The sequence below is a fragment of the Deltaproteobacteria bacterium HGW-Deltaproteobacteria-6 genome, assembly GCA_002840435.1.
In the GTDB taxonomy this organism is placed as follows: domain Bacteria; phylum Desulfobacterota; class Syntrophia; order Syntrophales; family Smithellaceae; genus UBA8904.
Genome location: PHAT01000001.1, coordinates 382,198 through 396,690 on the forward strand (window position 1 = coordinate 382,198; position 14,493 = coordinate 396,690).

The following is a 14,493-nucleotide window of genomic DNA, read 5'->3' on the forward strand; positions in this document are numbered from 1 at the left end:
CATGAAAAGGATTATTGCCGTTTTGCTGGTATTACTTATTCTTATGGCCGGCGGAGCTTTTGCGCAGGACAATGCTGCAAAGCCAAACGATGAAGCGCTTAAAAAAATAATATCTGATTTTGATCAGTATGCCGCCAAAGCAAGAACTGATTGGAAGATTCCCGGAATGGCCATCGGGATTGTCCAGGATGGCCGGCTTATATTTGCCAGGGGCTATGGCGTTAAGACCCTGGGCCGCAAAGATCCTGTAACAAAAAATACTATTTTTCAGATTGGTTCAACCTCCAAAGCTTTTACCGCAACGCTTGCCGCAATGCTGGTGGATGAAGGGAAGTTCAAGTGGGAAGATAAAGTTATCGATCATCTGGCAGACTTCAGGATGTATGATCCCTGGGTGACACGCGAATTTCAGGTTGTTGATTTAATGTCTCAGCGAAGCGGCATGCCTGCCTATGCCGCGGATGCCCTTTATATTCTGGGCTTTGACCGCTCATATATTAAACGGGCCATCCGTCATATTAAACCGGTGGCCAGCTTCCGCGCCCAATATGCTTATCAGAACGGGCTGTGGCTTGTGGCGTCGGATCTTATCGAGAAATATACCGGTAAAACCTGGGAGCAGGCGCTTCAGGAGCGTCTTTTCAACCCCCTGGGGATGTCTGATTCTTCGGCGGATAAGCAGTCTTTTTTGAATGCCGGAGATGTTTCTTCATTGCATGCATCTGAAGGAGACAAGGTCATTGTTTTACCCAAAAATTGGGAATTTCTTGACTGGAGCTATACGGCCGGTCCGGCAGGCGCCATCAATTCAAATATTGTCGATATGGCGAAGTGGCTCACCTTTCAAATGGATAACGGCAAGGTTAATGATAAGCAGTTAGTCTCCACGGCCGGCATGCAAGTCGTCCATTCACCGAAAACCATCGTCACTTCGGGAAGTGACGTGCACAAAAACATCTTTTATTGTTTAGGCTGGTTATACATGGAGCATTCGCCGTTTCCGATTATCTGGCATAACGGCGGGACCTCCATGAAAACCATGGTGGCCTACGTTCCGGAACAAAAAATCGGAATCGTCATCCTTTCAAATTATGTGACGCAACTGCCCGAGTTGCTGGCTTTCAGGTTTTTTGACCAGTATGCAGGCAAGCCTGCCAAGGATTTGAGCGCGGAAGCATTGGCCGAGTTGGAAAAAATGAAGAAGGAAGAAAAAACCCGGCAACCCGTGGCGCCAAAAAAACCTCTTCCTGCCATGCCCCTGGAAAAATACGCCGGAGATTATCATAACGATGTTTACGCCGGGATAAGCATCTCTATCGTTAACGGGAAATTAAACCTTGTGATGGGGCCCAAAAAAGTAAAAATGGCTCTCCGGGAATGGGATAAAGATGTTTTTGCCATGCATTGGCTGGGTGACAACCCCGGCGCAGCGTCCGGATTTGCAGCTTTTCAGGTTGACCCGCAAGGCAAAGTAACAGGGGTGACTATTGACTTTCTCAACCAGGATAATGATTTGGGCATTTTCAAGCGCATTGAAAAAGAAGCTGCCCAAAAATGAGATCGGTCGTCGACGGGGATACAGGATTTTTTATTGTTGCCGTTATTGCATGTCAAAAAAATATTCAGAGCAGACGATCAAAAAGTTGCGCGATATAGGCGTCCAGACCCTTCTTGTCGTATTCCACGATATGTGAAGTGCAATCCATTTCTCCCATGCTGATAATATAGCTGGTTCCGGTTTCCGTTATTGTGGTTGGAAATTGGATTCGCCTCGGTTTTTCAGGAAATGAATGGCCATGACTCCACTTGATCTTCCATTCCCCTGAGTCCATCAGGGATAATAAGATGAAGTGGGACATATATCGGTAGAAAACCAATTCACCAACAGATACCGGATGTGCTTTTTTCGAATGTCCGATGCCCCAGAAAACCTGCCGTTCATCAGGAAGAATCTTTCCGCTGAAGCGGATGAATTGCGTCGAACCGCTGATTCTGTATTGGTCAACGGGATTTTCCGCGTCATCCTGCGCGTACCATATCTCTGTTTTGCCCGTATTAATGTCGCTCCAGATAATTCGCAAAGGTTCGATGGAGTAGACGAATGCTATTTGCTGCTTTCGCCCCGCCGGTTTGTTTTCAAGAGGAATATGCATCCAGTTTTTCTCGGGGATATTTTCATAAAGTTGTAAATCCACGGATTTTCCGAATTGAATGGCTCCTGACTCGCCCAAAGATTTTACGCTTGTCAAAAACTGTTTGGGTTTCGAATGGATTTCCTTGACGGAAAGCAAATAGATATTGCCTTCATCAACTATCCAGCGGGGATCCTCATGCCCGAAATGATAATTTCCATCATAGCCTGTGATGATGTTATTGTCCAATTTGTTCCGAAGCTGAATAACAGCATCATCCGGTTTTCCGGCAGTTCCGACCAGGACATGGCTGACAGCCGGTTGGGTCAGCGCAAAAATGGTCTTGAACATGCCGGTAATTCCCCCGGGCTGGCACCGGGTTGATTCCCTGACGGCAACCGCGTAAAAACCATTCATATACAGTACGGACGGATTCCAGTAATAGTAAGGACCTGCACAGGTTTCGTTCCGTATCGAGTCACCTGTGTTCAGGAATTTCAATTCTGCTTTTGTAATTGTCCGTGCTTTTGGAAAAGGAAGTGCCAGCGCACTGTTTAAAGCGTGAAAAAAAACAGCGTACGAAATAATAATGAGCACAGCCAGTGATATTAATAATACCGTCATGATTTTTCTCTTTTTTCTTTTTTCAAAAAGTATAAATGCCTTTCCGTAGTTTCTTGCGATGAACTATATAACAAGCTTTCTTTTTTCTTCCGTCAAAATTTTAGCTTCAGCCATGGCGATATCGTATCCCTTGACCGGGAAATGATTTTTCCAGGGGGAGCAGCGGTGTCCGAATTCCGTTACCTTGTAAAAAGTGAAGAAAAACTTTCGCACCAGTTTGATGACCTGCAGCCCGCGCTTGAATTGCTCCAGAGTGTTTTCGTCCCACCCGCCAAAAAATCCGATCAGGAAAAGGTACAGGAAAAGACTGCTGGGCACAGCGACGAGGAACAGGGTGATGCTGGCAGGGAGGGTGGGCTGCCAGATGAGGGCGAGAAGCAGGCGATTGAAGAAATAAAGCACCAACGCGGCCAGGCCGGGAACGATAAAATTATGCATGACGGCCCAGTCGAATTTGACAATCCTCCTGCGAATAATCGCGTATTCCGCCACTTCCTTGACGATAACGGCCGGGATGGCGGCATATAAAATACCTTCATAGAGTCGCAGGCCGGGGATGATTAATATCAATAGTAGCGCCCGTGTCAATTGCTCCAGAATCCACACATAGGCGTTGTATTTTGTGCAGTCGGTTCCCTGAAGGATCGTGTCACCCACGGTTGAATAAATCGAAACGAGTTGCCACACGCACAAAATGACCACATACTGTCCGGCGGGCGCCCAGTTGGGGCCTGTAAATCCGACCAGGAGAGGTGCTCCGATGGCCAGAAGAACCGCGAACAATACATAAGTGATGATATTGATGTAATGCAATCCTTCCGTAATGTAATACCGCAATAAGTTTGTTTTCCCATTGCCGTGGGCTTCCGAAATTCCGGCGCGCATGTCGGCAAACATTGTCGCTCCGGAGCCGACAAAGGTCACTACGGTCGCCATCATTGCGTAATAGCCCATCGACGCGTTCAGGTTGAGGACGTAGGAGACGACCAGTGTTGTTTCGAGGAAACCGACTACGGGGATGATCAGGGAGCCGGCGGTCAATTTCCATCCGTACGCTACGGCCTGCTTCAATTCACCCTTGCTGAAGTCGGCGCGAAAAAGCGTTGTGACGGAAAACCCCAGTTTCTTGAAAGCTATCGCGTAGTACAGGAAGGACATCCATGTCGTGACAATGCCACCCACGTACAGGGCAACCACTGTCCCGAAAGAGTCGCCGTACATGACCGCCCAGGCAGGATTACTCTGAAAAACAGCGCGGACCAGGAGGATCGTTCCAAACAGGATGCAGGTATTGAGAAACATGCCTCCGATCACGTCGCAAATGATCTTATAATCATACCGCTGCGTGCCGTCAAGGGTCGAGCCCAGAATGCCGGCGCATCCCGGAAATTGCTGCAACGCGATTAAAAGGACGATCCAGCCGAGATGGGCGATGTTGCCCTGAGTGAAGAAAAACATGCCCAGCGATGCGATGATGACCGTCTTGATTACAGCAGCAAGGATCGACCACCAGCAAAGCAGCTGGAGGAATCGCACCGCTTTTTGAGGGTCCTTCACACGGTATTCCGCAAAGTATTTCACCGCCGCCGTCCCGATACCAAGGTCCAGGATTGTCCATAACGGGCCGAAGAATCCCCCGGCGACATTTTGCCATCCGACAACCTGGGGATAAGGCTGGATAAAGTTGGGATATATGTACAGGGATAAAAACAACCCGGGAACTGCGATGATAAGCATCAGGATCAGATGGAAAAAAAACGAGGCTATTTGCCGGTGCATGCCCACCTGTTCCCATTCGGAAGAAGTGTTCTCTTTTTCTTCGGTTACCTGCTCAGTTTCCTGCCCTTTGGCAAGCCTGGGTTCTGTGCGTTTCTGTGCGCCCCGTTCAGCCTTGGAATGCGATTCCATAAGGGGCTTGGTAAAAAGTTCAGTCGCTTCAATGATTTCATTTTCCTGAATCCCTTCCTTGTGTCCCGCACTTAATCTAAGAAGATTTTTAAGGGATTGTGCAGTCAGGGGGCGCTTTGCCCGGTGCCTGGCGTACATAAATCCGCCAATGCCCAGCAGACAGACCATGCCCAGCCAAACGAAAATAGCCGGACGGTCCGAAGTGTGTGGAACGGGGGAATACGGCCAGTCTGTATAGGATAATGAGGTCTGGCCGGCAAGATTCTTCAGAATGTGGTAGTTGATATAATTATATTGTAAAGATAATTCATAGTCCCGGTTATCCGTGGTGGACATCCACGGCGTCATAATCAGCAGCCTGCCGGGATGGCTTTTCGCTTCGAGGAGCAGAGGCGCGCCTGCGGGAGTCTGCAATAAAATATTAATGGCGTTCAATCGCCAGGAGGCATTCGTGTATGTCCGGGCCTCCGGAATCGCTTTCCAATTGACATCTTTCACAATTGAGTCGGCGGGATCCGTGAAGTTCCAGATGGCTTGCTGCCGCATGGTCCTGACCTCCGGGGCCGCCAGCAAACCAAGCGTGTTCAGGAATAAAACCTGTGAGTCATGATTTTCACCCAGGATGATAAACAGCGCTCCACCGTTCACATCCAAAAATTTCCGGACATCTGCGACCAGGGCTGGAGAGTAGGTTAGATTGGCGAGCACCAGGACGTCGACTGCTAAAGTTCCCGCTGCCAGCTGCGACTGAAATTCAGTCACGGTTAATTGATGGACGACAAAGCTTTCACGGTCCAGAGCCAGTGACGGGGTTAATTTCGAGGCCTTGAAATTGTTGATGACCCCGACCCGGACGGTTGTGCCTTCCGGAACACTTACGGGCCGAAAGTGCGTTTGAGCATCCGCCGTCGGGACTGCACCTGACAGGATGCAGGCGAAAAATATGATGATCGCCAGAGTTACAGCAGGAATTTTACTTGTCTTTGTTTGCAGCACCATCCAGAGGGACCTCAAGTATCTGAATTATAAATTGAATTATTGACAAGAACTTTTGCCCGTGCAAAGAAGTATATTAAGGGTGTACTCGTGTCAAGGAGAGTTTGGCCTGATGAGGTGGCAGGACAGCGCACCTGCGGCATGATCATGATGCGCAGGCGCTGTTGGACTCGCCCTGTCGGCAGGCAGGATCTCCTTGACACAGAAGAGAGCGTTTTTTATATTCACGTGTCCGGATATTTCTTCTAAAGTTAAAATAGAAGTGGTGCTGAGTATGTGGCAAACAAAGATGGAAGTTTATCATCAGCAGAAGGTGGAAAGGGTCAGGGCGAATGTTAAGGATGGATAAAAAAATTTTAATGCCGGGAGCCGTGTTCTCCTTATTTGTGGTATCGCCATCACCTGTTTATGCGTACATTGATCCCGCAACAGGCGGTTATGTTATGCAGGTCATTATTGCAGGGTTTTTGGCAACAGCGTACGCCGTGAAGGTTTTTTGGAAAAAGATAAAGAGTTTTTTAACCGCCTTGTTTAAAAGCAGAGATATTTCCGAGTAAACGCCCGCGCTTTTTTTCATTGAGGGATAGCTAATTTGTTTCTAAAAATGCTGTCGGATTTTCGAAGAGAGTTTCATGATTATAATCGGCTTTTTGCTGAAAGCAACAGGCAAAACAGGCGGCTTGTTTTCTATTCGGAACGGGATATCTATTATCAGTACTTCGACGACTATATTCAGTATGTGCTGGACCACTCCGATATCGATATCTGCTATATAACCTCAGATCCCGCCGACCCGGTTTTTCATACCGGTGACAGCCGCATTCATCCTTTTTACATCAGCAATTTTCTTGCTTCCGCTTTAGCCCGTTTAGATGCTAAAGCCTTGGTTATGACCATGCCTGATCTTGATCAATATCATATTAAGAGATCCCGCAATTCAGTTAATCACATTTATCTGTTTCACGGGGTCGGGAGCACCCACCTGCAGTATAACAAAGACGCCTTCAATGCCTACGATACCATTTTCTGCATCGGCAAATATGATATGAATGAGATTAGAAAAGCTGAACGACTTTACAAATTGCCCCCTAAAACACTTGTAGAGTGCGGCTACTGCCGGATCGAAAAAATATACGCCAAACACCGCAGCATGCCGGTTGCCGGCGAAAAAACCATACTGATTGCGCCCTCATGGCATAACGACAATATATTGGCTTGCTGTGCGGATGAACTGATCGACGCGTTAAAGAATTCCGGATATCGCGTCATTTTTCGTCCGCATCCGGAATTTATTAAAAGAAAAAGAAAGCTCGTTGACGCCCTGGCGGCAAAACTGCAGCAGATCGAAAATATGGTTTTGGAACTGGATATGGTATCCGATACCAGCATCCATCGCGCCGACGTGCTGATTACGGATTGGTCGGCCATATCCTATGAATATGCTTTCGGCACGGAGCGGCCTGTTCTTTTTATTAATGCGCCCTGTAAAATCCACAATCAGGATTATCGGGAACTGGAAATTGAGCCGATAGAATTTGCCGTCCGCAGTCAGATCGGCAAAGAAATAGAGGTCGGGGAGATTGTCTCTATCCGCCCTGTGCTTGAAGAACTAATTTGCAACCGGGATGCCTACCGCCGGCAGATTGTCGATCTTCGAGCCGACTGCATTTCCAACTGGCTCAACTCGTCACGGGCAGGCGGCGACTACTTAATCCAATGTTGTACCGGGCCTGTTGTAGACGTGAAAACAAAACATGACAACTTGAGTTTTAAGCCTGACACGACAGCACAGCGGACAAAGTCAGGTAAAGCATGAGACTTGAAACAGGGAGATACGGGCAATGAAGGCAGTAATACTGGCGGCGGGTTTGGGCAACCGAATGAGGCCTTTGACGGACACGGTTCACAAAACACTGCTGAAAGTCGGAAATGAGAGCATTATTGAACGCATTATCAACGGGCTTAAGGCCAATGGCATTAAGGATATTGTTGTTGTTACAGGATATCTTGCCGATGAATTAAAGCAGTATTTGCTTGACCGCTCAGGCGGGATTAATTTTACATTTGTCAACAATCCCCGCTATAGAGAAACCAACAATATCTACTCTCTGGCGCTGGCGTTCAACGAAATAGAAATTGATGACGACATCCTGCTCGTCGAGTCCGATCTTATCTATGAGAATAAGATTATCGACAAAATCATCAACACCCCCCATCCGAACGCCGCCCTGCTGGATAAATACCGCAGCGGCATGGACGGCACCGTGGTTTCGGTGGCGAGGGGGATCATCACCAATATCATCCCTCCACACCTCCAGGACGAAAAGTTTGATTTTTCCGACAAATATAAAACGCTGAATATCTATAAATTCTCACGGGAATTCTGCAATAAGAACTTCCGGCAGCTTTTGACCTACTATGCCCGGGTGATCGATGACAACTGCTATTATGAGCTGATTCTGGGCATTTTGATTTATCTTCAGAAGGAGGTCATATACGCCGAAATACTGGAAGGCGAAGAGTGGTCGGAAGTTGATGATCCCAATGATCTCAGGGTATCCGAGTTTGTTTTTAATAAAGGAAAAAGAGGGGAAATTCTGGAAACAACATTTGGCGGCTTCTGGTCCCATGATATCGTCGATTTCTGCTTTATCCGCAATATGTATTTCCCGAGCAGTTCGATGTTGTCCGAGATCAGAAACAACCTTGCCAACCTGGTTTGCAATTATGGATCAAAGCAAACGATTCTCAATCAGAAACTGGCTTATTTTTTACTGTGCAATCCGGATCACGTAAATCTGCTCAACGGCTCTTCACAAATCTATCCGATTTTACAGGCGTCGTATCAAAACCGGAAAATTTTGCTTCCGGAACCGACATTCGGCGAATACCCCCGTATTTTTAAAAACGCAGTATTTTATGCGGACAAGATCGGCATCGACACTGATGAAATAGAAGCGAAAGGCAAAAGCTGTGATCTGGTGGTTTTTGTCAATCCCAACAACCCGACGGGAACTTTTCTGGAGAACTCATATCTGCATGACTATGCCGCGGGCAATCCTGAAAAAACAATACTGGTGGATGAATCTTTCATTGATTTTTCCGGTTCGGTTTCCATGCTCGAGCTTCTGGAAAAAGACCATTTGCCGAATGTCATCGTTCTGAAAAGCCTGAGCAAGGTCCTGGGTGTGCCGGGGATACGCCTGGGATTTGTTTATTCCCGAAACAGCCGGTTCAATACGCAGATCAGGGACGCATTGCCCATCTGGAACAGCAACAGCATTGCGGAATTCTTTATTGAAATCATTCTGAAGCATCGTCAATCTCTGGCGCAGTCCTTTTTGCAGACAATCGATGACCGCGCGGTATTTGCCGCAAAACTTGACGTACAGAATTTCATTGAAAAAGTTTATCCCGGCTCAGGAAATTTTATCCTGGTGAAATTCAGGAACAATGAAAAATTATCCGGTCTTGCCGCCTGGCTTTTAGCCGAACACGCATGCTACATTAAGGACGTTTCCGGAAAATTTAATGACGGTTGTTACTATATTCGATTTGCCGTGAGGCTGCCGGAGGAAAACAACAGGCTTGTTTTGCAAATGCAGGCATATTTTTCCCGGCCGTAGCAAGGTGCAATAATGCAGAGTATCAGGAAAATATGACGGCAGAGCAGATATCCATAGCACCGGCAACTCCTGCCGATGCCCCTATGTTTTCAAAATTCATACGGATGTCCGGCAAATTACTGGCCGCAATTTATGATCGGCGTACGGAATCGCTGCTGGCTCATTTGTATGTGCAGCCTGACAATCTATACAGCTATACCCATTCTTGCTTTCTGCAGGTTGATGGTAAAAAGGCCGGTCTGCTGCTCGCCTACAGTCAGGCGACAGCGCAAAATCAGCAGCCCGGGACAAACAGGCTGATGATTGAATATTTACGATTCGGCTACTACCGCAGGCTGTTTCGAATGGTCAAGGCCGGCAGAGCTCTGGGGCCGCCAGCGCCCGATGAGTACCTGATCAGCAATATTGCGCTGGCTCCTGAATTCAGAAACCGCGGGCTGGGAAAAGCACTAATCCAGGAAGCCGTCCGGCAGGCACGGCAGGACGGATGCGAAAGGCTGATTTTGGATGTGATGGCCTCAAATACTGCGGCCATGCGGTGCTATACAAAAAACGGCTTTGCCGTAACGCAAAAATGGCCGATGATAAAGATGAAAGAAAATCAGTTTATATTTTACAGAATGGCGCTCCATACCATGCCTTCAAAGAAAGAATACTGAACGAGGGGACATGCCTTTTCCCGTATTTAACCAAACTATTTCCGTGAAAATGAAAGACAGATATTTCGACATATTCTGTTTTTTCCTTTTAGCCTGTACCTTGTTTATCTTCCTGCCTGCCCAGATCTACTACAACAATGTGGCGCAATATACTTATTTCTTTTATGAGTATCTGGCCTATGCCGCCCTGGTCCTGATGGTTTCGACAATTATTTATACCCTTGCTGTTTTCGTCTTTAAAGAAAAAATGCAAACCGTCTCAGTCATCATCGTTGCTCTGGCGTTTCTGTGCATTCTGCAGGCGAATGTTCTGAGCTGGAATTACGGTGTGTTTGACGGCAGTGAGATTGAATGGAAGGAGCATTTCTGGGAGGGGATATTAGATTCTTTTTTGTGGATCGGTGTGACGGTTGCCGCGATGGTCTTTCGCAACAAAATATATCAACACCACCTTAAGGGAATAACTCTTTTTCTTTTTTTATTTCAACTGCTCAACGTGTCTTATATTTCATGGAATTATCATGTGTCGGGGAACAGTAAACATGACTATCTGAAAATTAATGAATCGGATCGCCGCGATGATTTTTCCTTTTCCGGACAGGATAACGTGATGATCATCATGCTGGATTCTTACCGGTCCGACATTTTCAATGAGATCATTGCCGATGAAGGATTCTACAGGAATATTTTCAGGGATTTTACCTACTATAGAAACAACATCGGCGGTTATCCCACCACGTTCCCGTCAATTCCGCTCATGATGACCGGCAAGTATTATCAGAACCACATGCCCATCATGAAATTTATCGCACAGGAGTATGTCTCTGATTCCCTGCCGGGGATATTTCTAAAGAAGGGATATGACGTCTCCCTGGTTCCGTTTGACCGCATGATTTATCCCGCCACGGAAATATCCAATCACTTTATCCGGAAACAGCATAGCATCCGGCAGATGATCGGGGAGGTAAGAGAAAGCAATCTGAATTCCGTTGTATTTTTTGCATGCATGCCCACTTTTGCAAGAGCGTTTCTTGTGGAAAAAGTTCAATTCTATAATGATGATCTGGAGTTTATTAAAAAGTTTAAAGACGGATTTTCTTCTGACAACCCCAGGAAGGCGTTCAAGTATTATCATCTTCGGGGCGGGCATCCTCCGATGATTTATGATGAAAACCTGAATGTAAAAAAAATGCCCAACAATAGCCGTGCATCGTATAAAGCTCAGGCCAAAGCCGATTTGAAAATGTGTCTGCAAATATTTGAATTACTCAAACGGGATAAAATATACGATCATTCGCTCATTGTTGTCATGAGCGATCACGGTAATCCGGAATGCGAGATGATCAATCCTTTCAATCACAACCGGATACAGGAAGACACGGTCATCAAAACCGCAATTCCGATCCTGCTTGTGAAACAAAGACAATCGAAACAGAGAGACATCAGGATCAGCGACGAGCCGACGACCAATGGCGATCTTAAAAATATTGTAATGGGACGGAATTTGCCATTCAGCAATGATCGCCGATACTACTATTATGACTGGAAACACGAATGCTGGCGCAGTGATTATCTGCCTCCCTTTACCGAGTACCGTGTAAACGGTCATGCCTGGAGACAAGAAAGCTGGACTCCGACGGGAAATGTTTTATCAAAACAAGGCGTAGTGAAAAATAATATTATAAATTACGATAATCAGCAGGATCGAAAATGATAAAAGTTCCTAGCGTAAAAGTAAAACGTACAATTCGGCAACAGCCAGCAGGATTACAGCCGCAAGCAGCCACAGGCGGTTCTTGCGTGTCCGCGTTTTCTCGTTTGGGTAAGGCCGCTGATAGTCTTCGGGGTAAGATAACTTTACAAAATCATTCTTTTGATGAAGCCGCGGCGCTTCCGTATAATTGTAAGTCTGTATGGCAATGAAGATATCGCGCCATTTTGGGTTGTCATCGGCTTCCGTGAAATTAATTCCATCATGCATGCCGATATTGCGGACACGCCCCAGAACCGGCTTGTACGAAATCAGACCCAGTTTGCGCTGCAGCTTATCGAGTTCGAGGTCCCAACTGGCAAAAGACCAGTGCTTTCGCACCTGTTGCCATTTATCTCTGGTAATGCCCCAGCTCCAGCTGCAAAATTTGACATGATTGTTTTCTCTGTTTTCGACAAGGTCGTAAGGATAATCCTGCGGATGATAGTTGATGTCGGGTACCACACGCGAATCAATGTTGAAACCGGTTACCGACAGGACATTTGTGCCGGTCAAAACATGCTGAAATGCCCACTGGTAATAATTGAAAAAATCTACACAGGGCAAAATATCGTCTTCCAGAACAATGGCGCCCCTGGCGTGAGTTTTGCTGAAGGTGAATTTAAGCAGGAAATGGATATTGGCCGAGGCCGCCACGAGACTGTCCCAGAAATACGCAAGAATTCCAAGAAAAGGGCGGGTATGCTGAATGATGACCGTCCGCGTAAAATTGATCTCACTGATCAGTGCCGTCACTTCCGGATTGCTGCCGTCCTGAGAAATAATCAGGATGGTCTTGTCTATATCCTTGACCCTGGCGAGGGCCTGGAGTACTTCCTTTAAATAATGAGGACGTCCGTAAACCGGCATGATGATCGGATAAGTACAGGGAGGATCAATGCTACGGATGGCCGCCGCCGCTTTTTCCATTTCTCCTGCATTACGATGCCGGGCAATGATTGACGACACAAGCATAAAGCCAATCAGGATGATGAGAAAGGTTATCATTCTTAATATTATTCCATTTTCATTTCATTCCGGCGGCAGTTTCCAGTAAGGCCGGAAATAGTCCATAACGGTATCGTCATTGCCGCCGCCTTTATTTTCGCCGTGGTCCAGCGCTGGTCCGGAAAGGGTGGTCAGCGTCGTAAGATAAACGTAGCTTCCCGTGAAAGGTATCACATAGCGGGGAATGTTGCGCTTTGCCAAGTTGCCGCTGGTCCAGATATCGTCAACAAAAAAGGCCGCAGCCGGGGCGTTTTCATAATTGAAAAAATCGGCGGTAAAGAACTTCGGTTTCACCAGAATGCCTCCGCAGCCGGTGATGATCTCCACGGAAGCGGGTTTGGAAATGGCCGTTCCTTTAAATGCGTGACAATCTTTCCAGCGCAGCGTCCGGGACATCGGGGCTCCTCTGAGGCTCAAGGCGGCCTCAGGCAGCATTTTCGAGTATTTCCAGAAGGCTTCTACAAATTGAGCCGGATAAATATTGTCATCATCGGTTGTAAGAATAATATCATCGGGCCGGGTTGAGGGGTGAAGAAGTGCCGGAATAAGTTTGGTCGCCGGTCCCCAGTCCTTCCGGGCATCGATGATTTCGATAGCCGGGCAATGGGCAAGCCTGGCCGGTATGATATATGCTTTTTGTTCCCTGATGGAAAAAGGCGGTATGGCCAGACAGATCCGGCGGGGCGGCATAGTCTGATCCATAAGAGAATTCAAGGCGGGATAAATATTTTCTATCCTGCCGGGTATTGTGGACAGAGAAACGGTCATATCCGCTTTCTCATTATCGGATTTCTGCAGGTATTTGTCTGCGTAATGCTCAAAAGAACGGAGATGCAGCGCCGCATAACGATATATTTCAGAAAGGATTGACATGCGATAGTTTTTTTCCTCTTATCGGTGTAAATAAATTAATCGGGTTATTGTCTGCTCCGGAGTGGGTTTTTCCTGCCGGGAAAAAAATCTTCCCGCCAGACCGGCGACGGCGGCAATTTGTAGTACAGCTCACGGATGTCAAATAATGTTTCCTTGATTCGTTCGGGGAAGCCTCTCCCCTGCGGCCTGACGAATGCCTTTCCGTTTTTGCCATTATTATCTTTCCATGTCCCGCTAAAATGATGTTTCGCATACATGTGCAGGTTAAACGGGAAGATGTTCGGGTAATCCGGCCTTGTCGGCGGTATCCAGCAGATTCGCGGCAGGATGTGCAGATCATATTGCCGCTGGTACAGGTGCACAACATCCGATAACATTCCCGGTCCCGTGGTTTCTATCACTTCATCGGGTGGAAAACGGCCGTCAAGGCGAAGAGCAATCTCATCCATGATTTTAGTAAAAACGGGATGATTTTTTTTAGCGGCAAAAATACAGTTGGCGATCTGCTGGGGGTGACGGCGGTTAAAAAATCGCGCTTCCCGGGGTGACAGAACAATTTCTTCCCCAAAGACACATTCTTTGCCGTCGAGGAGCGTTTCCATATTTTTATAACATTCCATGTCCAGATCAGCGTAAAGGCCGCCTTCTGCGGCAATGACGAGATAGCGGAAAATATCGGCGCGTTGTATGGGAAACAGGCATCTGTCATAGAGTGTTAAAAGATCGGGGAAAGCGTTTTGCACAACAGTTCGGCAGGCCGCGTCATCATAAAAGCGGTACTCCCATTGGGGATGATGACGAATCCATGTTTCCCGGTAAGTGTGGAATTGTTCCGGAAGGCTGCTCGTTTTCCAGGTCTGGTGAATGATCTTCGGTATCATAATGTTTCCGATTTTCGACTTCAATCTTAAGGAGAA

The 14,493-nt window shown here is 47.1% G+C and carries 11 protein-coding genes; 6 read left to right on the forward strand and 5 right to left on the reverse strand.

Going from position 1 to position 14,493, the window contains the following annotated elements; all coding sequences use genetic code 11:
* Nucleotide 1: 1 nt before the first annotated feature.
* Entirely contained in the window at nucleotides 2-1,558 is a 1,557-nt protein-coding gene (locus CVU71_01715) for a hypothetical protein (protein ID PKN20532.1), read from the forward strand.
* A gap of 64 nt (nucleotides 1,559-1,622) precedes the next feature.
* Here CVU71_01715 and CVU71_01720 read toward each other — a convergent pair whose 3' ends face one another.
* A complete protein-coding gene (locus CVU71_01720; GenBank protein ID PKN20533.1) occupies nucleotides 1,623-2,756 on the reverse strand; it encodes a hypothetical protein in 1,134 nt (377 codons plus the stop codon).
* A gap of 63 nt (nucleotides 2,757-2,819) precedes the next feature.
* Nucleotides 2,820-5,663: a hypothetical protein gene (locus CVU71_01725; protein ID PKN20534.1), complete on the reverse strand. Its 2,844-nt coding sequence runs from the start codon at nucleotides 5,661-5,663 to the stop codon at nucleotides 2,820-2,822.
* Between the two features lie 338 nt (nucleotides 5,664-6,001).
* Between CVU71_01725 and CVU71_01730 the strand changes: the two genes are divergently transcribed.
* Genes CVU71_01730 through CVU71_01750 form a run of 5 tightly spaced genes read left to right on the forward strand, consistent with a single transcriptional unit; the run spans nucleotide 6,002 to nucleotide 11,659 of the window.
* Complete coding sequence (locus tag CVU71_01730) at nucleotides 6,002-6,217, forward strand: hypothetical protein (GenBank protein PKN20535.1); 216 nt, start codon at nucleotides 6,002-6,004, stop codon at nucleotides 6,215-6,217.
* A 47-nt stretch (nucleotides 6,218-6,264) separates the two neighbouring features.
* A complete protein-coding gene (locus CVU71_01735) occupies nucleotides 6,265-7,476 on the forward strand; it encodes a hypothetical protein (protein ID PKN20536.1) in 1,212 nt (403 codons plus the stop codon).
* A gap of 25 nt (nucleotides 7,477-7,501) precedes the next feature.
* Entirely contained in the window at nucleotides 7,502-9,286 is a 1,785-nt protein-coding gene (locus tag CVU71_01740; GenBank protein PKN20537.1) for a class I and II aminotransferase, read from the forward strand.
* A gap of 32 nt (nucleotides 9,287-9,318) precedes the next feature.
* Nucleotides 9,319-9,945, forward strand: coding sequence for a hypothetical protein (locus tag CVU71_01745; protein PKN20538.1), 627 nt, complete (start codon nucleotides 9,319-9,321; stop codon nucleotides 9,943-9,945).
* 10 nt (nucleotides 9,946-9,955) lie between these two features.
* A complete protein-coding gene (locus CVU71_01750) occupies nucleotides 9,956-11,659 on the forward strand; it encodes a hypothetical protein (GenBank protein PKN20539.1) in 1,704 nt (567 codons plus the stop codon).
* Nucleotides 11,660-11,668: 9 nt separating this feature from the next.
* Here CVU71_01750 and CVU71_01755 read toward each other — a convergent pair whose 3' ends face one another.
* From CVU71_01755 to CVU71_01765, 3 genes are read right to left on the reverse strand one after another with little or no spacing between them, the layout of a single operon-like run.
* Nucleotides 11,669-12,703, reverse strand: a complete 1,035-nt coding sequence (locus CVU71_01755; protein ID PKN20540.1) for a hypothetical protein — start codon at nucleotides 12,701-12,703, stop codon at nucleotides 11,669-11,671.
* A gap of 24 nt (nucleotides 12,704-12,727) precedes the next feature.
* Entirely contained in the window at nucleotides 12,728-13,576 is an 849-nt protein-coding gene (locus tag CVU71_01760) for a hypothetical protein (protein ID PKN20541.1), read from the reverse strand.
* 44 nt (nucleotides 13,577-13,620) lie between these two features.
* A complete protein-coding gene (locus tag CVU71_01765) occupies nucleotides 13,621-14,457 on the reverse strand; it encodes a hypothetical protein (GenBank protein PKN20542.1) in 837 nt (278 codons plus the stop codon).
* Nucleotides 14,458-14,493 lie beyond the last annotated feature (36 nt).

Excerpts from the sequence above, each read along its gene's own strand:
- CVU71_01750 (PKN20539.1), top strand. The coding sequence starts at position 9,956 with ATGCCTTTTCCCGTATTTAACCAAACTATTTCCGTGAAAATGAAAGAC.
- CVU71_01715 (PKN20532.1), top strand. The coding sequence starts at position 2 with ATGAAAAGGATTATTGCCGTTTTGCTGGTATTACTTATTCTTATGGCC.
- CVU71_01720 (PKN20533.1), bottom strand. The coding sequence starts at position 2,756 with ATGACGGTATTATTAATATCACTGGCTGTGCTCATTATTATTTCGTAC.
- CVU71_01765 (PKN20542.1), bottom strand. The coding sequence starts at position 14,457 with ATGATACCGAAGATCATTCACCAGACCTGGAAAACGAGCAGCCTTCCG.
- CVU71_01735 (PKN20536.1), top strand. The coding sequence starts at position 6,265 with ATGCTGTCGGATTTTCGAAGAGAGTTTCATGATTATAATCGGCTTTTT.
- CVU71_01725 (PKN20534.1), bottom strand. The coding sequence starts at position 5,663 with ATGGTGCTGCAAACAAAGACAAGTAAAATTCCTGCTGTAACTCTGGCG.
- CVU71_01745 (PKN20538.1), top strand. The coding sequence starts at position 9,319 with ATGACGGCAGAGCAGATATCCATAGCACCGGCAACTCCTGCCGATGCC.
- CVU71_01730 (PKN20535.1), top strand. The coding sequence starts at position 6,002 with ATGGATAAAAAAATTTTAATGCCGGGAGCCGTGTTCTCCTTATTTGTG.
- CVU71_01755 (PKN20540.1), bottom strand. The coding sequence starts at position 12,703 with ATGATAACCTTTCTCATCATCCTGATTGGCTTTATGCTTGTGTCGTCA.
- CVU71_01760 (PKN20541.1), bottom strand. The coding sequence starts at position 13,576 with ATGTCAATCCTTTCTGAAATATATCGTTATGCGGCGCTGCATCTCCGT.
- CVU71_01740 (PKN20537.1), top strand. The coding sequence starts at position 7,502 with ATGAAGGCAGTAATACTGGCGGCGGGTTTGGGCAACCGAATGAGGCCT.